Genomic DNA, 20,996 nt, shown 5'->3' on the forward strand with positions numbered 1-20,996 from the left:
GGCCCGGCGCGGACGGCCCGGCGCGGACGGCCCGGCGCGGACGGCCCGGCGCGGACGGCCCGGCGCGGACGGCCCGGCGCGGACGGCGCCAGCCAGCCTGCCTCGCCGCTCCTTTCGGAAGGCTCCTCGCGTCTGTAGCCACAGGCTTGGGGCCGCCGAGACGGAAGCCGGGGCAGAGACGGCCGCTGCGGCCGAGGTCACCGTGGCCCTGCGCGGTCTGGCCGGACGTTAAGCGCCGAGCGGCGGGTGACGGCCGAGCGAGTCTCGCTCGGCCGTCATCCCGCGTTGCGGCAGGCGGCTACTCGACCGGCCGAGACCAGTACTGGTCTCCCTTTGCCTCGGAGGTGCCGGCGGAGGTCTCAGTGGCGGCGTCAGTCGGCTTGCTCCCGGACGGGGACTCACCTGGCGCTGCAGCAGCCGGCACCTCCGCGGCCGGAGCTGTGTCCGGTTCCGCGGAAGCCGAATTCCCCTCGGAAACGCCGTTGGGCGGAGTCATCCCGGTGCCCGCGCTGGATGAGCCGGTGGCGGCCGTACCAGCGTCAGCTGTGGCGACATTGGCTGACGCCGAGTCGGCTGGGCCCGCGCTGGACGAACCCGTAGCGGACGCACCCGAGTCAGGCGCGGCTACGTTGGCTGACGCCGAGTCAGCCACCGCCGCGCTGGACGGGCCGGCGGCTGCTGCGGGTGCACCCAGGCTGGCTGGAGCGACGGTGGACGGGGCGTTTGTTGCGGTGCCGGCTGGAGCTCCCGCAGAAGGGCCAGGACCGCCGGCTGCCGGGGCGGGGAGCCCCGCGGGCGTCGCGGGCGCTGGTGGGCGGCCCCAAAGGGCGGCCTGCTCCGCGCTGTGCGGGTGTGCCGCCGGGTAGCCGGGCCCGGCCGGGTAAGCCGGACCGTAAGCGGCCGGCTGGCCGGGGTATGGCGGGAAGCCGGGCACCGGCTGCCCCGGATTGCCCGAAGGCTGCGCGCCCGGATGGGACGGCATGTTGGGCGCCGGCTGCCCGGGATAGGACGGAGCACCGGGAGTCGGCGGGCCCGCGTAGGGCGAGGCACCGGGCGGCGGTCCGGGGTACGGCGGCGTTCCCGGCGCCGGCGGAGCCGCGTAGGGCGAACCCGGGTTCTGCGACGCGCCTGGCGCCGGCGGAGCCGAGTAAGGCGTTGCACCGGGCGCACCCTGGTAGGGCGCGGCTACGGGTGCTGCCGGGGCAGGTGCTGGGCCGCCGGGATAGGGCGGCAGACCGGGTGCGGGCTCGCCGGGCTCGCCCTGCGGCGCGTAGGGGCCGGCGTAGCCCGGAGGCAACGGCGGAAACGCTCCGGTTGCGGGCGGCGCTGACGTCGGGCCATAACCCGGCGCGGAAGCCGGGCCGTACCCCGCGGGGAACGGCGGGCCGTACCCAGGAGCTGAAGCCGGGCCGTAGCCCGATGCCGGCGGCGGGCCGTAACCCTGGCCCGGCGGCGGGCCGTAACCCGAAGCCGGACCGTATCCAGCCTGTCCCGGAGGGCCCCACCCCGGAGGAGGCGGACCGTAGCCACCCGCGGCAGGAGGGGCAGAAGCCGGGCCATACCCCGGAGGAGGCGGACCATAGCCACCCGGGGCAGGAGGGGCAGAAGCTGGGCCATACCCGGGAGGAGGCGGACCGTAGCCACCCGGAGCCGGCGGAGCGGAGGCCGGACCGTACCCCTCAGGAACCGGGCCATAGCCGCCTGGAGCCGGCGGAGCGGAGGCTGGGCCGTACCCCTCGGGAGCCGGGCCGTAGCCACCCGGAGCAGGCGGAGCGGACGCCGGGCCGTAGGCCGATCCGGGCGGCGGGCCGTAGCCCTGACCAGGCGGCAAGCCGTAGGCCGAAGCCGGAGGCGGGCCGTAACCGGCCGGCCCGGGAGGGCCGTATCCCGCAGGAGCCGGACCGTAGCCACCCAGAGCTGGAGGTGCGGAGGCCGGGCCGTAGCCACCCGCGGCCGGCGGAGCCGAGGCCGGGGCGTAGGCGCCCAGTGCCGGTGGGGCGGAGGCCGGGCCGTAGGCCGGCGGGGCCGAGGCCGAGCCGGTGACCAGGCCGGAGCCGTAGTTCTGGCTTCCGTAGCCCGCGGTCACGGCATAGGGGCCCGGGTAGGGGGCGCCGTATTGCGGGAACGCCCCCGGTGCCGGCTCGGCCGGTGTGGTGCGGCGGAAGAAGACCCGCGGTGCGGCCATGATCAGGATCGCGACCAGGACGTAGGCCAGGATCTGGGCCGCGGCGAGGGTGATGTTGGTGCCCAGCCAGCCGCTCGGGTAGGCGTCGGTCAGCTGCTGGCCGACCGACGACGAGACCGGGTCGCCGCCGCGCTCCACGCCCAGGGTGATCAGGGTGCCCACGCCGGCCAGGCCGCCGATGCCGCAGACGACCAGCGTCGCGATCCGGGCGGAGTTGCTGCCGCGCCGCAGGGCGATGCCCAGCACCACGAACAGGGCGAACACGATCACCCCGAGCACCATGGCGACGGCCGTGCCGAGCCACACCACCGCGATGTAGCTGTCCTTGTCGACGGTGCTGCTCAGCTGCTGCGCCGTATCGCGGAACCGGGTGATCGTGCCGGGCGCCACCGCGACGGACGCGACAGCATAGATCAGCCCGATCCCCGCCATCACCCAGAGCAGCAGGGCCGCGGCGGACACCGCAGGCGGGCGCCCGGCCGGCGCCGGCGGCGCGATGGCAGGCGGCTGCAGAGTTGAGTACGACATCGACGACTCCCCACGGTGATCCGTTGGCCCGAACCTACCGTGTGGGCCGGATCAGGACGGGTTGGTAGGCGGATTGGGCGGTTGAGCCGCGTTTCCTTGTTGTCCGGGTTCCTCGCCGGGGCCCTGCTCCCCGGGCTGGCCGGAGTGGGGCGGAGGCCCGGACGCCGGGTCACCGGACTCCGGCGTAGCCGACTGGCCGGGATAAGACGGCAGCCCAGGCCCCGGCTGGCCGGAGGCAGGCTGGCCGGGATAGGTCGGAAGCCCGGGCGCCGGCTGGCCGGAATCAGGCTGGCCGGGATAGGTCGGGCCGGGCGCCGGCTGGCCGTATGGGCCGGGGGCGGGCTGGCCGCCGTAGGACGGAAGTCCAGGCGCGGGCTGCCCCGGCGGACCGTACGGGCCCGGAGCGGGCTGGCCGGGGTAGGGCGGATATCCGGGCGCCGGCTGACCTTGCGGGCCGTATTGACCGGGCGCCGGCTGGCCGTAGGGGCCGGGTGCCGGCTGGCCCTGCGGGCCGTAGGGGCCCGGAGTCGGCTGCGGGCCGTATCCGCCCGGGGCCGGTTGACCCGGTGTGCCGTAGGGGCCCGGAGCCGGCTGGCCGGGCGCGCCGTACTGGCCGGCGGGCGGGTAGGGCGGCTGGGCGCCGTACGGCGAGTAGAGCGCCGCCTGGTCCCAACCCGGGGCCGCCGGCTTGCGGAAGAACTCGTTCGACTTCGGCAGCGCCAGCAGGATGATCACGGCGAGCAGGGCAAGCAGCACGATCACGGTGATCGTCGTGGTCACCGGGGTGTACCAGGACGGGAGGGCCGCGTCGAGGCTCTGCTGCACCTGGTCGGCGGTCGGGCCGCCGGCGGTGTCGCCGCTGGTGTCCAGGGAGCTGGAGAGCGCGCCGCCGCCGAGGCCGGCGCCGACGCAGCAGAGCGCGATGCCGCCGACCACCCAGGTGATGATGCGGGCCGGATTTTTGCCGCGGGCGTCGAGCAGGCCCAGGACGACGAAGCCGGCGCCGAGCAATAGGTTGATCACCGCGCCGACGAGGTAGGTGGCGGTGACGATCGCTTCGGCGCCCTCGTCGGAGACGGTGCTACCGGCGTAGACGTCCTTGAGCGCGTCGGTGACCGCGCCGAGCGTGGCGAACGAGAGGATCGCGTTGATCACTTCGAAGACGGCCACCGCGTAGAGCAGGTAGGCGGCCACGGTCACGGTGCCGGGACGGAGCCGGGGAGGTGGCTCGAGGCTGCCGGAGGCGGAGAAGCTGGGAACGGTCACAATTCCCCCAATCTTGATCCACTCACACGGTATCGGGCCGGGTCCACATTCGCGACCGCCCAACGCACGCCGTCACGCTGTGGCAACATCGGGCGACGATGGCCGAAATATCCGGATATAGGTCGCTCGATCAGGGGGCGACACGGGGCAATCGCGGCCCCTACACTTCCATCCGTGGCGCCGACCTGGCAGCAGAGACCTCCGGGGACGCCACCTGCCCGCACGAGTCGCCCGCCCCGCAAACAGATGGCCGGGGCCGAGGCAGACCGCAGCCGGGCACCTTTCCCATTACGCGGGCCGCGTGACCACACCGCGGCTGCCCCAGACTTAAGGACCGGTGAGTCCCACATGCCTCATGCCAACATGCTGACCGTCGTGCATCATGACGACACCCGCACCAGCTTCAAGGACGTCCGGTACGAATTGCACCGCGACGGCATCCGGATCTGGTCCGACGAGGGCGAGCACGTCGTCACCGACATTCTGATGACGCAGGCCTATCGCCGGCGGGAGGCCACGCACTAGGCGCAAGCAACGACGAAAGGCCCCGGGGCAACCCGGGGCCTTTCGTGTCAGCAGGGCTAAGCGCGCTGGACCGACAGGTGGTCCTTGCTGTCGGCGAAGTCGACCAGCACGGTGTCCCCGTCCCGGATCTCCCCGGCCAGCAGCGCCTTGGCCAGCCCGTCCCCGATCGAGGACTGCACGAGCCGGCGCAACGGCCGAGCCCCGTAGATCGGGTCGTACCCGTGCTCGCCCAGCCACTCCACCGCCGTCGGGGTGACCTCGAGCCGCAGCCGCCGCTCGGCCAGCCGGTCGCGCAGCCGCCCGAGCTGGATGTCGACGATCGCCGACAGGTCGCCCTTGGTGAGCGCGTGGAACACCACGATGTCGTCGAGCCGGTTGAGGAACTCGGGCTTGAAGTGCGCCCGCACCACCGCCATGACCTCGTCCCGCCGCTCCTCGTCACCCATGGTGAAGTCGGCGGCCTGCGAGCCGAGGTTGGAGGTGAGCACCAGGATCGCGTTGCGGAAGTCGACCGTGCGGCCCTGCCCGTCGGTGAGCCGGCCGTCGTCGAGGACCTGCAGCAGCACGTCGAAGACGTCCGGGTGGGCCTTCTCCACCTCGTCGAGCAGCACCACGCTGTACGGCCGGCGGCGCACCGCCTCGGTGAGCTGGCCGCCCTCCTCGTAGCCGACATATCCGGGCGGGGCCCCGACCAGGCGAGCCACCGAGTGCTTCTCGCCGTACTCGCTCATGTCGATCCGGACCATCGCCCGCTCGTCGTCGAAGAGGAAGCCGGCCAGCGCCTTGGCCAGCTCGGTCTTGCCGACGCCGGTGGGGCCGAGGAAGAGGAAGCTGCCGGTCGGCCGGTCGGGGTCGGCGATGCCGGCCCGGGCCCGCCGGACCGCACCGGCCACCGCGGCCACGGCCTCGCCCTGGCCGATGACCTTGGCCTGCAGCGATTCCTCGATCCGCAGCAGCTTGGCGGTCTCGCCCTCCATCATCCGACCGGCCGGGATGCCGGTCCACGCGGAGATCACCTCGGCGATGTCGTCGGCGCCGACCTCCTCCTTGACCATCGGCGGCTCGACCTTCTCCTCCTCGTCGGCGGCGGAGGCGCTGGCGATCTCCTGCTCGAGAGCCGGGATCTCCTGATATTGCAGACGCGAGGCTTTTTCCCATTCGGCGTCGCGCTGGGCACGCTCCAGCTCCGCCATTGACGAGTCGAGGCGCTTCTTGAGTTCACCGACCCGGTTGAGGCCGCCGCGCTCGCGCTCCCACCGGGCATTCAGCGCGGTCAGCTCCTCCTCGCGGTCGGCGAGGGCGCGCTCGAGGCTGGCCAGCCGGTCGCGGGAGGCCGGGTCGGTCTCCTTCTCCAGGGCGAGCTTCTCGACCCGCATCCGGTCGACCTGCCGCTGGAGCTGGTCGAGCTCGACCGGGCGGGAGTCGATCTCCATCCGCAGCCGGGAGGCGGCCTCGTCGATCAGGTCGATCGCCTTGTCGGGCAGGAACCGGTCGGAGATGTAGCGGTCGGAGAGCGAGGCCGCGGCAACCAGGGCGGCGTCGGTGATCTGCACCCGGTGGTGCGCCTCGTAGCGGCCCTTGAGCCCGCGCAGGATGCCGATCGTGTCCTCGACGGTCGGCTCACCGACGACCACCGGCTGGAAGCGGCGCTCGAGCGCCGGGTCCTTCTCGATGTGCTCGCGGTATTCGTCGAGCGTGGTCGCACCGACCATCCGCAGCTCACCGCGGGCCAGCATCGGCTTGAGCATGTTGCCGGCGTCCATCGAGCCCTCGCCCTTGCCCGCGCCGACGACCGTGTGCAGCTCGTCGAGGAACGTGACGACCTGGCCGTTGGAGCCGCGGATCTCCTCGAGGACGCTCTTGAGCCGCTCCTCGAACTGGCCGCGATATTGCGCGCCGGCCACCATCGCGCCGAGGTCGAGCGAGACCAGCTTCTTGTCGCGCAGCGTCTCCGGCACGTCGCCGGCCACGATCCGCTGGGCCAGGCCCTCGACGATCGCGGTCTTGCCGACGCCGGGCTCACCGATCAGCACCGGGTTGTTCTTGGTGCGGCGGGAGAGGACCTGCACGACCCGGCGGATCTCGGCGTCCCGGCCGATCACCGGGTCGATCTTGCCGTCCCGGGCCTGGGCGGTCAGGTCGACGCTGTATTTCTCCAGCGCCTGGTAGGTCTGCTCGCCGTCCGGCGTGGTCACCCGCCGCTCGCCCCCGCGGACCTGCGGGAACGCGGCCACCAGCGACTCCTCGGTGGCGCCGACACCCTTCAGCGCGCGGCTCACCACGCCGCCGCCGCGGGCCAGGCCGGCCAGCAGGTGCTCGGTCGACACGTATTCGTCGCCGAGCGGCTGGGCGATCAGCTCGGCCTCGCCGATGGCGTTGACGAACTCGCGCGAGAGGGACGGCTCGGCGGTGCTGGACCCCCGGGCCGACGGCAGCTGCTCGATGGCGCGCACCGCCGCGCGGCGGACGTCCGCGGGGTTGGCGCCGACCGCGCGCAGCAGCGCGGGGGCGGTCGAGCCACCGGTGTCCAGCAGCGAAAGCAGCAGGTGCCACGGTTCGACCGTGGCGTGTCCTCGCCGGCCCGCATCGGCGACGGCACCGGTGATGACGTCGCGGCTCTTGGTGGTCAGACGTTCGGCGTTCATGTGCTCCCCTGAAGCTCCGCAGACTTGAGCCCGTTCCGCTCAACTCTAGGCGTCGATGCTCCCGTCGACAACGCCAACACGAGATCTGCCGTGACGGTCGACACGACCGCTTATGAGCCGGGACTCCCGAGCCGTAGCGTGGTGGAACGTGGCCGTACCACCCTTGCTCCGCCGTCTTCTGCCCCTTGCCCTGATCTTCATCGTGGTCGGCCTCGCGACGTCCTTCGTCGGCCCCTACCTGGCGCTTTTCCTGGCCGACGGGCTGCACGCCTCGCCGCTCGCGACGACCGCGTTCCTCGCCGTCGCACCGATCTCCGGCGTCGTCATCTCGTGGCTGATCGGGCGCGCCTCCGACCGATGGCCGATCCGGCGGCAACTGCTCATCGGCGCGGCGCTGGCCGGCGCGGCCGGCACCGCGCTCACCGCGCTCTTCCAGAACTACTGGGCGGTCCTTGCGGTCACCGTCTCACTCACCGCGATCGCCGGGGCACTCTTCCCACAAAGCTTTGCGTACGCCCGTCAGCTGCTCCAACAGCGCGAACCGGGCCGGGCGGCCTTCGGGATCAGTGCGCTCCGCACCCTCTTCTCGGCCGCCTGGGTGGGCGGTCCGCCGCTGGCCGCGGTGGTGCTGGCCGCGCACGGTTTCGGCTGGACCTACGGCCTGGCCGCGGCCCTCTACCTGCTCGGCGCGCTGATGATCGTGATCTGGCTGCCGCGGGTGCCGCAGCCGGTGGTGGGCACCGCCGAGGTCGAGACGCACGCCGGACCCACCGTCCGCCCGATCACGCTCTTCCTGATCATCGCGAGCTTCACCGCGGTGACCACCGCGTCCACCCTGAACGTCCAGGCCATGTCGCTGTTCGTGAGCGACGACCTGGGCGGCTCGATCCGGCAGGCCGGCCTGGTCCTCGGGGTCTGCGCCGCGCTGGAGATCCCGCTGATGCTGGCCCTCGGCGCGCTGGCCACCCGGATCCCGATCCGCCGGCTGATCCTCATCGGCATGGCCTGCGCGGTGCTCTACCACGCGATCGTGGTGGTGACGACCTCGGTCTGGGTGCTGGTCGCGGCCCAGGCGCTGCAGGCCACGGTCATCGCGACGGTCGGTGCGCTGAGCATCTCGTACGTGCAGGACATGATGCCGGACCATCCGGGCCGGGCCACGACCATGGTGACCAACACGTTCCCGGTCAGCCAGATCCTGGCCGCCCCGCTGTTCGGTCTCGCGCAGCACTTCGGCTTCCGACTCGCGTACGGGATGAATCTCGGTCTTGCCGTTCTTGGTTTGATCTTGCTGATCGCCAGTGGCCGGGTGAAGCCGGTGGAGGCCGCCCCGGAACCGGCAGCTGATCAATTCTCTGGTGCAGAACCGGCATATCACCCATAGTGGAAGGGTGCATGGCTCCGCGTCCGATACCGTTGGCGGCGTGCGTGTACGGGTGGAACAGACTCCGCTGCCGGGCATAGGTGTCCGGCACGACCTGGTGACCTCATCCGGCCGGACGGTCGGGGTCGTCTCCCACCGCAACGGCCGTCGTGACCTGGTGCTGTACGACGTGGACGACCCGGATGCCTGCCTCGCGTCGATCCCGCTCACCGACGGTGAGGCGGAGGCGCTCGCCGACGTGCTCGGGGCCTCGCTGATGCTCGGTCAGCTCGCCGGTCTGCGCCAGCAGGCCGCCGGCCTGCTCACCGAGCAGATCGCGCTGCCGGCCGGCTCGGCGTTCGTGGGTCGCCGCCTGGGCGACACCAAGGCCCGCACCCGCACCAGCGCGTCCATCGTGGCCGTCCTGCGCGACCGCGAGGTGATCGCCTCACCGGGCCCCTCGTTCTACTTCGAGGCGAACGACGTGGTGGTCGCGGTCGGCACGCGCGATGGCCTGGACGGCGTCACTGCCATCCTGGCCGGCGACCACGACGATTAGGCCGACCTAGACCCATGCACAGTACGACGATCCTCCTCATCGAGGTCGGCGCGCTGCTCTTCGCGCTCGGCATGCTCGGCCGGCTCGGCCGCACGATCGGCCTGTCGCCCATCCCGCTCTACCTTCTCGCCGGGCTCGCCTTCGGGCACGGCGGTTTCATCCCGCTCTCGGCCAGCGAGGAGTTCATCCAGGTCGGCGCGGAGATCGGCGTGATCCTGCTGCTGGTCATGCTGGGCCTGGAATATTCCGCCACCGAGCTGATCGGCAACCTGCGCGCGGCCGCCCCGGCCGGCGTGATCGACGCGCTGCTCAACGCGGTGCCCGGGGCCGGGTTCGCGCTGCTGCTCGGCTGGGACTGGCAGGCCGCGCTGGTGCTGGCCGGCATCACCTGGGTCTCCTCCTCGGGCGTGATCGCCAAGGTGCTCGGCGACCTGGGCCGGCTCGGTAACCGCGAGACCCCGGTGATCCTGTCGGTGCTGGTCATCGAAGACCTGGCGATGGCCTTCTACCTACCGCTCGTCACCGCGGTGCTGGCCGGCGTCGGCCTGGTCGGCGGGGTCAAGGCGCTGGCCGTCGCGGTGGTCACGGTGATCGCGGTCCTGGTCGTGGCGATCCGCTACGGCCACACGATCAGCAAGGCCATGTCGGTGAACGACCCGGAGGCGCTGCTGCTCAGCGTGCTCGGCCTGACCCTGTTCGTGGCCGGGGTGGCGGCCGAGCTCAAGGTGTCCGCGGCGGTCGGCGCCTTCCTGGTCGGCATCGCACTCTCCGGCCCGGTCGCGCACCACGCCACCCAGATGCTGGAGCCGCTGCGCGACCTGTTCGCGGCGGTCTTCTTCGTCTTCTTCGGGCTGTCCACCGACCCGGCCGACATGCCGCCGGTCCTGCTCCCGGCGATCCTGCTGGCCGTGCTGACCATGTCGACCAAGATCCTGACCGGCTACCTGGCCGCTCGCCGGGTCGGCATCGCGCTGCCCGGCCAGCTCCGGGCCGGCCTGGCGCTGATGCCGCGCGGTGAGTTCTCGGTCGTCATCGCCGGCCTCGCGGTGGCGTCCGGCGTGGAGCCCCGGCTGGCGCCGCTGGCGACCGCCTACGTGTTGATCACGGTGGTCACCGGGCCGATGCTCGCGCGGCTGCCCGACTACCAGTGGTTCAAGAACATGGTGAGACGCCGAATGGCTCTTCGGCAGCGCCGTACGGCCCCTGTTCCCGCAGGTGAGTGACGCCCATTACAGGCAAGGCTGCACAAAGCTACTGGCCAGTATCCGATTGTGATGTCCGAACACTTCCGTAGGAACTTTGAGCGCGCTACCGTTCCGCCTCGACAACTACGTGTTATTCGGACTTTCTGGGAGGCGGCGGCGTGTCAGTGCGTGAGTCGACTTTCTACGGGTTCGCGAACCCGGTCGATCCCCGGCCGGAGGAGCTGCAGGCGTGGGCATACCACCCCGAGTCCGTACCGTTGGATGCCATGCCCGGCGACTGGGACCTTCTGATCGCCGGCGATGTTCTCGCCCCGACCCTCTTCGAGCTCGCGATGGACAGGCAGTGCCCGGCGCGGCGGTTCGCGCTGCACTGCATGCACATCTACGCTGCCGACGGCGTCCGGCAGAACGCCTCCGGCCTGCGTAAACGCCGCTTGAAGAAGTTCGTCGAGCGGGCCGAGGAGGTCGGCGACGAGCCGATGGCGATCTGGGCGCACAACTGTCGCGTCCTGATGAGCCGGCCGGAGACGTTCGACTACTCCGACTGGATCGAGGGCGGCCTGGTCCGCCACCCCCGGCGTCTCGGGATGTTCCGCCGCTGACGCCAGGGTAAAGAGAAGCGGCCTTCCCACGGGAAGGCCGCTATTCGTCGTTGGGGCTACTTGTCCGGGGCTCGGCGGGGGCGCCAGACCACCAGGGCCGTCGAGGGCCGTTCCTGGCGAACCAGGTCCTGCCTCGCATACGGACTTTCCATGTGGGCAATCCGGGAGTACGCGTCGTCGAGCTGATGCTCCAGCTCGGCGACCCGGTGCTGCAGGTCCGCGACCAGCTGCTCCAGGCCGATGATGCGCTTGATGCCGGCCAGGTTGACGCCCTCGTCCTGACTCAGCTTCTGCACCTCACGCAGCAGGGCCACGTCGCGCTCGCTGTACCGTCGGCCGCCACCGCCGGCCCGGCCGGGCTGCACCAGCCCGAGCCGGTCGTACTGGCGAAGGGTCTGCGGGTGCATCCCGGCCAGCCGGGCGGCCACCGAAATGATCAGGACCTTCGCATCGGAGGACTGTTCCACGGAGATGTGGAGCTCTTCATACATGTGCCACCTCCCGATCAGGTACTAACCGCCCCGGCGCACGCGCGCCTCGAGCCGGTCCCGCCCAGCCGGCGGGGTCAGTTTCGCGAAACGCTCCAACGCGTCCCGCGCTTCCCCCGTAACACCATCCGGTACCTGCACCTCGACCGTGACGATCAGGTCGCCGGGTGGTCCGTCCTTGCGGGTCACGCCCTTGCCCCGGGCCCGCAGCTTGCGGCCGCTCGGGGTGCCGGGCGGCACCCGCATGGTGACCGGACCCTCCAGCGTCGGCACCCGCAGGTCGGCACCGAGCACCGCCTCGGCGATACTGATCGGAAGGGTCAGGGTCAGATCGTCGCCGCTGCGCCCGAACAGATCGTCCGGACGCACCATGACCTGCACGTACAGATCGCCGGCCGGACCGCCGCGATCGCCCGGCTCACCGCGGCCGGAAAGCCGGATGCGCTGGCCGTCGGCGACCCCGGACGGGAACCGGACGTTGATCGTGCGGGCCTTGGTGACCCCGCCGGTGCCCCGGCACTCGGGACACTTCTCGTCCACGATGGTGCCGGCGCCCTGGCACTCCCGGCACGGCTCGCTGAAGCTGAACGAGCCCTGGTTACGGGAGATCAGGCCGCTGCCGTGGCACTGCGGGCAGGTGCGCGGAGCCGTGCCCGGCTTCGCACCGTTGCCGTGGCAGGTGTCGCACTCCCCGGCCGACCGCAACGTCAACGGCAACGTCGTGCCGCGGACCGCCTGGGTGAAGTCGAGGGTCACCTCGGTCTCGACGTCCCGGCCGCGGCGTGGGCCACGTCGGGTGGTGGCGCCGCCAGCCGTACCGCCTGGCCCGCCACCCGAGAATATCGAGCTGAATATGTCCGAGAAGCCGGCCCCGCCGAACCGCCGGTCGCCCGGGCTGCCGCCGCCGGCACCCGCGCCGGAGAAGCCGCCGAACAGGTCGGACGGGTCGAACTGGGTGCCACCGGTGCCCGATCGGGCACCCCGGCGGAACGCGCCCGAGCCGAACAGCGAGCGCATCTCGTCGTACTCTTTGCGCTTTTTGTCGTCGGAGAGCACGTCGTACGCCTCGGACGTGGCCTTGAACTTCTCCTCGGCCTCGGCGTTACCCGGGTTCCGGTCGGGATGCAGGTCGCGCGCCAGCTTGCGGTACGCCTTCTTGATCTCGTCGGTTGAGGCGGACTTGTTCACGCCAAGGACAGCGTAGAAGTCCTTCTCGAGCCAGTCCTTCGAGCTCATCGCGTCCACCTCCTCCTAGCGGTAAGGCCCGCCCACCGCGACGCGGTGGGCGGGACGAGCCTGTGAGATCACTCCGGGTCGGCGACCGCGACCAGGGCGGCACGGAGCAGCCGCTCACCCAGCGTGTAGCCCCGGCGCATCACCTCGACGCAGGTCGCCTCCGTGACGTCGGCCGACGTCAGGTGCGCGACCGCCTCGTGCCGGTTGGGGTCGAACGGGTCGCCCTTCTCGCCGAACGGGGTGAGACCGAGCTTGCCGGTCACCGCGGTCAGCTGCTCCGCCACCGAGGCGAACGGGCCGACCAGGTCGCCGTGCTCCCGGGCCCGGTCGATGTCGTCGAGCACCGGCAGCAGCGCGGTCAGCACCGCACCGGTGGTCAGCTCGGCGGCCGCCGACCGGTCACGGTCGACCCGCTTGCGGTAGTTGGCGTACTCGGCGGTCACCCGCTGCAGGTCATGGGTCCGCTCGTCGAGCTCGTTGCGCAGGGCCTCGAGCTCGGCGCCGAGAGCCGGGGCGGGCGGCTCGACAGCATCAGCCTCCACCACGGTCTCGGTGCCCTCCTCCGGTTCGGCAGCGCGATGCGCGCCGCCCGCAACCTTCTCCTTGACCTCGGCGGAGCCTTTTGCCTTCGCCTCGGCCTTCGGATCGATCTTGCGGCGGTCCCGGATGACGACCCGCTCGGTCGCCTGACCGTCGTTTTCCCCGTCCAACCGCCCCGCCGCCGCCCTGGATTCGGCTGAAGGCTGGTCTCCAGCGGCAGTCACTTCTTGTCGTCCTCCACGATCTCGGCGTCGACGACGTCGTCGGCACCACCGGCAGCAGGACCAGCACCGGCGGACGCCGACGGGCCGGGGCCGGTCGCGCCACCCGGGGCCTGGGTGCCGTCGGCACCCTGAGCCGCCTGCGTTCCGTCACCCTGCGAGTACAGCAGAGAACCGGCCTCCTGGGAGACCTGCGACAGGTGCTCGTGCGCCGACTTGATCTTCTCGATGTCGGAACCACCCAGCGCACCACGCAGCTCGCCGAGCGCCTCGCCGATCTTGTTCTTGCTGTCCTCGGGCAGCTTGTCGCCGCTCTCGGCCAGGAACTTCTCGGTCTGCCACTGCAACTGCTCGGCCAGGTTGCGGGTCTCCGCGTCCTCGCGGCGCTTCTTGTCCTCGTCCGCGTGGTCCTGGGCGTCGCGCATCATCCGCTCGATGTCGTCCTTCGGCAGCGCGGAGCCACCGGTGATCGTCATCTTCTGCTCCTTGCCCGTGCCCAGGTCCTTGGCGGACACGTGCACGATGCCGTTCGCGTCGATGTCGAAGGAGACCTCGATCTGCGGGACGCCACGCGGAGCCGGCGCGATGCCGCTGAGCTCGAAGGTGCCGAGCTTCTTGTTGTACGCCGCCATCTCGCGCTCGCCCTGGAAGACCTGGATCAGCACGGACGGCTGGTTGTCGTCGGCCGTGGTGTAGACCTCGGAGCGGTGCGCCGGGATGGTCGTGTTGCGCTCGACCAGCTTGTGCATGATGCCGCCCTTGGTCTCGATGCCCAGGGACAGCGGGGTGACGTCGAGGAGCAGAACGTCCTTGACCTCGCCCTTCAGCACGCCGGCCTGCAGCGCGGCACCGACGGCGACGACCTCGTCCGGGTTGACGCCCTTGTTGGGCTCCTTGCCGGTGATGCCCTTGACCAGGTCGGCGACGGCCGGCATGCGGGTCGAGCCACCGACCAGGATGACGTGGTCGACGTCGGAGAGCTTGACGTCGGCGTCCTTGATCGCGGACTCGAACGGGCCCTTGCAGCGGTCGAGAAGGTCCTGCGTCATGCGCTGGAACTCGGCCCGGGACAGCGACATGTCCAGGTGCAGCGGGCCGTCCGGGCCGGCCGTGATGTACGGCAGGTTGATGCTGGTCGTCGTCGCCGCGGACAGCTCGATCTTGGCCTTCTCGGCGGCCTCGCGCAGACGCTGCAGGGCCATCTTGTCGGCGCCCAGGTCGATGCCGTGCTCGCCGCGGAACGTCTTGACCAGGTGGTCGATGACCCGCTGGTCCCAGTCGTCGCCACCGAGGTGGTTGTCACCGGAGGTCGACTTGACCTCGATGACGCCGTCGCCCAGCTCCAGCAGGGAGACGTCGAAGGTGCCGCCGCCGAGGTCGAAGACCAGGACGGTCTGCTCCTTGGAGCCCTTGTCGAGCCCGTAGGCCAGGGCGGCCGCGGTGGGCTCGTTGACGATCCGCAGGACGTTGAGGCCGGCGATCTCGCCCGCCTCCTTGGTGGCCTGGCGCTGCGCGTCGTTGAAGTAAGCCGGGACGGTGATGACCGCGTCCGTGATCGGCTCGCCGAGGTAGGCCTCGGAGTCGCGCTTCAGCTTCATCAGGACCCGCGCCGAGATCTCCTGCGGGGTGTACTTCTTGCCATCGATGTCGATCGACCAGTTGGTGCCGACCTCCCGCTTGACCGAACGAATGGTCCGGTCCGGGTTCGTCACCGCCTGGCGCTTGGCGACCTCGCCGACGAGCACCTCACCGTTACGGGCGAAGGCAACGATCGACGGAGTCGTCCGGGAGCCCTCCGCGTTGGCGATGACGGTGGGCTCGCCTCCTTCCAGAACGCTGACGCAGGAGTTCGTGGTGCCGAGGTCGATGCCGACCGCACGTGCCATGGTTGGTCCTCGCTTCTTACAGAGCTCGGTTCGGTACAAGGTTGAGTGGAACCGACTCAATGATGCCACGGGCGTGCCCATCGTCAACTCGGACTTGAGTGAAGTGGGCGCAACTGCGCGCACGCATCGACCATTGCAGTTCGGTAGATACCTGTCCGGTCACGGCATACCGGTACCTGTTGTCCTGCATGCATAGATCGGGCACTCTTTAGCCGTGACGACGCACGGTGACGCGGTCGGTCCATCGGCCAATTCCGCCGTGGACGCCGCAATGCAAGAGCCCGCCGGATCGGACGAGAAGGGCCTGACGAGCACGGTTTCGACCGATGCCGGGGACAACTCTGATCCTACGGAAGCCGTCGTGTCCCGTCAGCCACATCCTGATCCCGATGACGAGGCGCCGGCGGAGGCCACCGAACCCGTCGCTGAGCCGATCGCCGAGGGTGAACCGGACGCCAAAATCGAGTTACCGGAAGAAGCCGCGGACGAGACGAAGGTTACCGAGTACCCGTCGGTAACCGAAAATTCATCCGCCGCTTTGGGTGAGGAAAAACCGACAAAAGCGGCATCCGAGCCCGAGCCTGAGCCCGCCCCCAAGCCCGAGCCGGCCATCGCCGAGCCGCCGGCCGCGGTCACCCGGCTCGCCGAAGCGCTCAGCGGTCTGCGCGCGGCGATCGGCGGCTCGTCGTACCCCTTGGTCATGCCCTCGGCCGAGGATGCCCGCCGGATCGGTGCGGCGCTCGTCGCCCAGCTCGACGACTACCTTCTTCCGCGCCTGGCCCGGCTCGACGCCCCGCTGCTCGTGGTGGTCGGCGGCTCCACCGGCGCCGGCAAGTCCACCCTGGTCAACAGCCTGGTCCGGGCCCCGGTCAGCACGGCCGGCGTGCTCCGCCCGACGACCCGCTCGCCGGTGCTGGTCAGCAACCCGTCCGACCTGTCGTGGTTCCGCCAGGGTCAGCTGCTGCCCGGGCTCGTCCGGACGCCGGAGTCGAGCGCGGATCCCCGTACCCTCCAGGTCGTCTCCGCCCCGGCGCTCGGCGCCGGACTCGCCTTCCTCGACGCCCCCGACATCGACTCGGTCGTCGAGGGCAACCGGCGGCTCGCGGCGCAGTTGCTGGCCGCCGCCGACCTCTGGCTGTTCGTCACGACCGCGGCCCGCTACGCCGACAACGTGCCGTGGGAGCTGCTCACCACCGCCCGGCTGCGCGGCACGGTGATCGCGCTGGTGCTCGACCGGGTCCCGGCCGAGGCGGCCGCCGACATCACCGCGCACCTGCGCGAGATGCTCGAGGCCCGCAATCTCGGCGCGGCCCCGCTGTTCGTGCTGCCGGAGACGACGCTGGACGGGCAGGGCCTGATCGCCGAGGACACGATCGGGCCGCTGCACGACTGGTTCAAGCAGCTCGCGGCCGATGCCAACGCGCGCTCGGCGGTGGTCCGGCAGACCCTGGACGGCGCGCTCGCCGCGCTGGTGCCGGCGGTGGCCGGGCTCGCCGACGCGGCCGACGACCAGTCGGTGGCCGCATCGGCGCTCGACGAGCGGGTCACCGTGGCCTATCGCACCGCCCGGCAGACCGTGGTCGAGGGGCTGCGCGACGGGCGGCTGCTGCGCGGCGAGGTGCTGGCCCGCTGGCAGGAGTTCGTCGGCACCGGCGAGTTCATGCGCACCCTGGAGAGCCGGATCGGCCAGCTGCGCGACAAGGTGGTCTCGGCGATCACCGGGCGACCGCTGCCCGGCCGCAATCTGCAGACGGCGCTGGAGTCGCAGCTGGTCACGCTGCTGCGTGGGGTGGCGACCGACGCGGCCGAGCAGGCGTACTCGGCGTGGCAGGCCCACCCGGCCGGCGCCGCGCTGCTCGAGCCGCCGCTGCAGCGCGCCTCGACCGAGCTGCCGCAACGCGCCGACCGGCTGGTCCGCGACTGGCAGCAGTGGGTGCTCGGCCTGGTCCGCGAGCAGAGCGCGGAGAAGCGGGTGGTCGCGCGCGGCGCCGCGTACGCGGTGAACGGCGCCGGCCTGGCCGTGATGATCGCCGTGTTCACCTCGACCGCCTTCATCCCGACCGGGCTGGAGGTGGCGGTCGGCGCGGGTACTACGGTGGCGGCACAGAAGGTGCTCGAGGCGGTCTTCGGGGATCAGGCGATCCGCGGGCTGGCCAACCGCGCCCGCGAGGACCTGCTCTTCCGGGTGGGTGAGCTGCTCGACGCCGAGGCCGCCCGGTTCACCGAACGCACGGCGGCCACCGGGTTGGACACGGCGCCGGCCACCGACCTGCGGCGGGCGGCCGCCGAGGTGGAGAACGCCCGTGCGGAACTCGCGTTGACGGGGAGCGCGACATGAGCTTGGTGGAGAAGGTGCGCGGGGTGCTGACCAGCACGGACGGGCGGATCGACGCCGAGGAGTTGGTGCAGCGGCTGGAGTCGCTGTCGAAGTTCCTGCGGCTGGTCGACCCCTATCTGCCCGACGCCGACCTGGTGGCGGCGCACACCCTGGTCGAGCGGGCCGGCACCCGGCTGGAGCTGTCCCGCGATCACACCGTGGTGGCGCTGGCCGGCAGCACCGGCAGTGGCAAGTCGAGCCTGTTCAACGCCCTCGCCCGGCTGAAGCTGTCGCCGGTCGGGGTGCGCCGGCCGACCACCGGCGCGGCGCACGCCTGCGTCTGGGGTCCGCTCGAACCGGCCAACCGGCTGCTCGACTGGGTCGGGGTGCTGCCCCGGCAGAGGTTCATCCGGGAGAGCGCTCTCGACGGCGACGACGAGGTCGCCCTGCGCGGTCTGGTGCTGCTCGACCTGCCCGACTTCGATTCGATCGAGCGCAGCCACCGGCTCGAGGTCGACCGGCTGCTCGGCCTGGTCGACCAGGTGATCTGGGTGGTCGACCCGCAGAAGTACGGCGACCGGATCCTGCACCAGGCATACCTTTCGCAGTTCCAGAACCACGTCGGCGTCACCATCGTGGTGCTCAACCAGGCCGACCGGCTGTCCACCCAGGACACCGAGACGGTGCTGGGCGACCTGCGCCGGCTTCTCGAGGACGACGGCCTGACCGGTGCGCCGGTGCTGGCCACCTCGGCCAAGCAGCCCGGCATGCTCGCCGAGCTGCGCGAGACGCTGGAGAAGACGGTCGCCGACCGGCAGGCCGCACTGCGCCGCCTGGCCGGTGACCTGGAGGCGGTCAGCGAGCCGCTGACCACGATGATCGGGCCGCCGGCCGCCGAGGACGAGGTCGACCGGGCCACCGTCCGGCAGCTCACCGACGCGCTCGCCGCCTCCTCCGGGGTCGGCGCGGTCGCCGACGCTGCCGCCGGGTCCTACCGTCACCGGGCCGCCACCGCCACCGGCTGGCCGGTCCTGCGCGGCCTGCGCAAGCTGCGGCCCGATCCGCTGCGCCGGCTGCACCTCGGCGCGAAGCCGGCGACCGATGCGATCTCCACCGACATCGTGCCGCGCACCTCGGTGCCGGAGGCGGACGCCGCCCAGAAGTCGGCGGTCGGCCTCTCGGTCCGGGCCGTCGCCGGCCGCGCCGCGGCACCACTGCCGCCGGTCTGGACGCCCGCCCTGAACAATGCGGCCCGCTCGCGCATCGGCGACCTGCCCGACGCGCTCGATCGGGCGATCGCCAAGGCCGAGCTCGGCACCGACCGCACACCGCTGTGGTGGCGCGGGGTCGGACTGCTGCAGTGGCTGTTCGCCGCGGCCGCCATCTTCGGGGTGGGCTGGCTCGTCGGCGGGTACGCCGTACGCATCCTGGGTCTTCCGGAGCTGCACTATCCGAAGGTCGGCGAGGTGCCGCTGCCGACCTTGCTGCTGCTCGGCGGCCTGCTCGCCGGGGTCCTGCTGTGGCTGCTGCTCAAGCCGCTCGTCGAGTGGGGTTCCCGGCGCGCCAAGCACCGGGCCGAGCAGCAACTGCGGGCCGGCGTCACCGAGGTCGCCCGCGAATACGTGGTGGCTCCCGTGCGAGAGGTGCTGAACGCATACGCCCAGGCACGCGAGGCGCTCACGACCGTTCGTTCGGAGTAGTCAACGCGGACCACCGTCCCGGTACGCTCGCGATATGACGGCGACCCGGAGTCCGTACGATGCGGTGCTGCACGCAGCCCGCGACGTGGCGAAACTCGACTGCGCACTGGACGCCGAGATGCTGGGCACCGCGCTGCTCGGCAGCGTCTACTCGGTGGCCGAGGCCGACCGGGCAGCCGCGGTCCGTGAGTTCGTGAGCGAGTTCCTGTCCGCGACCGCCCGTCGCCGCACCGCGGCGGCCACCACCATCCGCGAGGTGTTCGCGACCCTGGTGCCGGATGCGGCCGGTGCCGCCCAGGTGCGGCGGGGCGCGCAGGCACCGGCGTGGGCAGCACAGCTGGGCCGGGTCCGGCCCACCGGCTGCTATGCCTACGGGGATGTCTACGGCGACCAGACGTCCTATCTGGTCACCTTCGCCTACGAGGACACCGACGACGGCGGCCCCGAGCACGCGGTCGTCGCCCTGGTCGACCACAACATCGGCATCACCAAGGACGTCTTCGTCGGCTCGCACGCGGCCCGCATCCTGACCCAGGTGCGCGAGATGTGCGCCGAGGACGAGCTGACCTGGTTCCGCGAGGAAGATCCCGGCCGCCTGCGCGACGAGGTCGACCGCCACCTGGCGATCACCGACGGGCTGGGCGACCTGCCGGCCGAGGGCTCGCTGGCCACCGACCGCGCGCTGGCCGCGGCCCGGCTCGCGCTGCTGCCGATCGTCTCGACCCCACCGCTGGCCGAGCCACCCCGGCCGAACACGTCCGACCTCAACCGGGACTTCCTGACCAGCCCCGAGGCGGCCCGCTTCGGCCTGGACAAAGTGGATGCCGATGACGAGGTCGCGTCCCTGCACTTCTGCCTGAGCCTGCTGCTCGACCACGCGGCGAGCCTGCCCGGCGCCGACCCGCTGCGCTGGAGTCCGGCGGTCGCCGGCCTGTTCCTGCTCGACTGGGTGCACCGCCGGGCCGTCCTCGACATGGACGACGCGGCCATGCTTCCCCGGGTGACCCGGGCCTGGTCGGCCTACACGACCCGGCGCCGGGCCCTGCCCGAGTCGGCGGCCACCCAGACCGCCGAGATGGTCGAGGAGATGATCCCGGAGTTCGCCCGGCTCTACGCGACCGGCGAGCGCCGCAGCCCGGCCACGGCGGCGGTGGCCCAGCTCATCTCCGAGGGCGTCGACCCGGACGACTCGGATGCGATCGAGGCCTGGATCGAGGCGAACCGCTACCGGCTCGACGAGCCCTGAGATTTCCCGGGTCTCACCGGTACCCGCTGAGGTCCTCGGTGGAGTCGGCGTGGTGCCGGCCGACCCGGGAGCTGCGGCGCTGGGCCGGCGTCTCGTCGGCGTGGTGCATGCTGCCCGCCCGGTGACTGCCGCGGTACGAGTTGCCGGTGAACTGGTTGTCCTCGCCGCGGGTCTCGGGGATGTGGCGGCGATTCTGGCCGGCGACCGGCGCGGCATGCGAGGCGTAGCTGCGCTCGAGGATGCTGGCGGGTCGGACGTTGCGCGGGCGTTCCGTCACGGTTGACCTCCGGCGGTGCTCGGACCGGTCGGCTGACCGGTGACTGTCGGTGGAACGGTCCTGCTTCCGGCGGCGCGAGCTTTCCTCGCAGGGCTGGGCCGGCGGTTCTTCGTGACGACCCGGTTCGTCGTCATGGTCATCGTCCAAATCGGATGGAACGGGCTTTTCGTCGTTATCAGCGGGTTCAGCGGGCTTGATGGGTTCAGC

Annotated in this window: 16 protein-coding genes; 8 read left to right on the forward strand and 8 right to left on the reverse strand. The window is 71.6% G+C overall.

What is annotated here, in order from left to right; all coding sequences use genetic code 11:
* Window positions 1-298: 298 nt before the first annotated feature.
* Complete coding sequence (locus tag Adu01nite_RS43850; RefSeq protein ID WP_203735318.1) at window positions 299-2,713, reverse strand: hypothetical protein; 2,415 nt, start codon at window positions 2,711-2,713, stop codon at window positions 299-301.
* A 51-nt stretch (window positions 2,714-2,764) separates the two neighbouring features.
* Window positions 2,765-3,979, reverse strand: coding sequence for a chromosomal replication initiator protein DnaA (locus Adu01nite_RS43855; protein ID WP_203735319.1), 1,215 nt, complete (start codon window positions 3,977-3,979; stop codon window positions 2,765-2,767).
* Between the two features lie 348 nt (window positions 3,980-4,327).
* Between Adu01nite_RS43855 and Adu01nite_RS43860 the strand changes: the two genes are divergently transcribed.
* Window positions 4,328-4,504, forward strand: coding sequence for a hypothetical protein (locus Adu01nite_RS43860; protein WP_203735320.1), 177 nt, complete (start codon window positions 4,328-4,330; stop codon window positions 4,502-4,504).
* 56 nt (window positions 4,505-4,560) lie between these two features.
* On the opposite strand, the gene clpB is transcribed toward Adu01nite_RS43860, so the two are convergent.
* Entirely contained in the window at window positions 4,561-7,149 is a 2,589-nt protein-coding gene (gene clpB / locus Adu01nite_RS43865) for an ATP-dependent chaperone ClpB (protein ID WP_203735321.1), read from the reverse strand.
* 148 nt (window positions 7,150-7,297) lie between these two features.
* Between clpB and Adu01nite_RS43870 the strand changes: the two genes are divergently transcribed.
* The 4 genes from Adu01nite_RS43870 to Adu01nite_RS43885 all read left to right on the forward strand — a co-directional run bounded on the left by Adu01nite_RS43870 (window position 7,298) and on the right by Adu01nite_RS43885 (window position 10,878).
* The gene (locus Adu01nite_RS43870) at window positions 7,298-8,533 is read left to right on the forward strand and encodes a sugar efflux transporter (protein WP_203735322.1); all 1,236 of its coding nucleotides are present in this window, start codon (window positions 7,298-7,300) and stop codon (window positions 8,531-8,533) included.
* Window positions 8,534-8,573: 40 nt separating this feature from the next.
* Window positions 8,574-9,071 (forward strand): cation:proton antiporter regulatory subunit, encoded by a 498-nt coding sequence (locus Adu01nite_RS43875; protein WP_203735323.1) that lies wholly within the window; start codon window positions 8,574-8,576, stop codon window positions 9,069-9,071.
* 14 nt (window positions 9,072-9,085) lie between these two features.
* Window positions 9,086-10,294: a cation:proton antiporter gene (locus Adu01nite_RS43880; RefSeq protein ID WP_203735324.1), complete on the forward strand. Its 1,209-nt coding sequence runs from the start codon at window positions 9,086-9,088 to the stop codon at window positions 10,292-10,294.
* Between the two features lie 140 nt (window positions 10,295-10,434).
* Window positions 10,435-10,878 carry a hypothetical protein gene (locus Adu01nite_RS43885; RefSeq protein WP_203735325.1) on the forward strand — a complete coding sequence of 148 codons (444 nt, stop codon included), beginning with the start codon at window positions 10,435-10,437 and terminating at the stop codon, window positions 10,876-10,878.
* A 56-nt stretch (window positions 10,879-10,934) separates the two neighbouring features.
* Here the strand turns inward: Adu01nite_RS43885 and Adu01nite_RS43890 are convergent, their stop codons facing one another.
* From Adu01nite_RS43890 to dnaK, 4 genes are all read right to left on the reverse strand, one after another.
* Window positions 10,935-11,369, reverse strand: coding sequence for a heat shock protein transcriptional repressor HspR (locus Adu01nite_RS43890; RefSeq protein WP_203735326.1), 435 nt, complete (start codon window positions 11,367-11,369; stop codon window positions 10,935-10,937).
* Window positions 11,370-11,390: 21 nt separating this feature from the next.
* Window positions 11,391-12,602, reverse strand: coding sequence for a molecular chaperone DnaJ (gene dnaJ, locus Adu01nite_RS43895; protein ID WP_203735327.1), 1,212 nt, complete (start codon window positions 12,600-12,602; stop codon window positions 11,391-11,393).
* Window positions 12,603-12,670: 68 nt separating this feature from the next.
* Window positions 12,671-13,312 carry a nucleotide exchange factor GrpE gene (grpE, locus tag Adu01nite_RS43900; protein WP_203735328.1) on the reverse strand — a complete coding sequence of 214 codons (642 nt, stop codon included), beginning with the start codon at window positions 13,310-13,312 and terminating at the stop codon, window positions 12,671-12,673.
* 50 nt (window positions 13,313-13,362) lie between these two features.
* A complete protein-coding gene (dnaK, locus tag Adu01nite_RS43905) occupies window positions 13,363-15,249 on the reverse strand; it encodes a molecular chaperone DnaK (RefSeq protein ID WP_203735329.1) in 1,887 nt (628 codons plus the stop codon).
* Between the two features lie 361 nt (window positions 15,250-15,610).
* On the opposite strand from dnaK, the gene Adu01nite_RS43910 reads away from it, so the two are divergent.
* Genes Adu01nite_RS43910 through Adu01nite_RS43920 form a run of 3 tightly spaced genes read left to right on the forward strand, consistent with a single transcriptional unit; the run spans window position 15,611 to window position 20,512 of the window.
* Window positions 15,611-17,587 carry a GTPase domain-containing protein gene (locus Adu01nite_RS43910; protein ID WP_203735330.1) on the forward strand — a complete coding sequence of 659 codons (1,977 nt, stop codon included), beginning with the start codon at window positions 15,611-15,613 and terminating at the stop codon, window positions 17,585-17,587.
* Window positions 17,584-19,266, forward strand: a complete 1,683-nt coding sequence (locus Adu01nite_RS43915) for a GTPase family protein (protein WP_203735331.1) — start codon at window positions 17,584-17,586, stop codon at window positions 19,264-19,266. The genes Adu01nite_RS43910 and Adu01nite_RS43915 overlap by 4 nt, the downstream gene beginning before the upstream one ends.
* A 34-nt stretch (window positions 19,267-19,300) precedes the next feature.
* Window positions 19,301-20,512 (forward strand): hypothetical protein, encoded by a 1,212-nt coding sequence (locus Adu01nite_RS43920; protein ID WP_203735332.1) that lies wholly within the window; start codon window positions 19,301-19,303, stop codon window positions 20,510-20,512.
* A gap of 13 nt (window positions 20,513-20,525) precedes the next feature.
* On the opposite strand, the gene Adu01nite_RS43925 is transcribed toward Adu01nite_RS43920, so the two are convergent.
* Entirely contained in the window at window positions 20,526-20,789 is a 264-nt protein-coding gene (locus Adu01nite_RS43925) for a hypothetical protein (RefSeq protein ID WP_203735333.1), read from the reverse strand.
* Between the last annotated feature and the right edge of the window lie 207 nt (window positions 20,790-20,996).

It is taken from the genome of Paractinoplanes durhamensis (assembly GCF_016862175.1).
Taxonomy (GTDB): domain Bacteria; phylum Actinomycetota; class Actinomycetes; order Mycobacteriales; family Micromonosporaceae; genus Actinoplanes; species Actinoplanes durhamensis.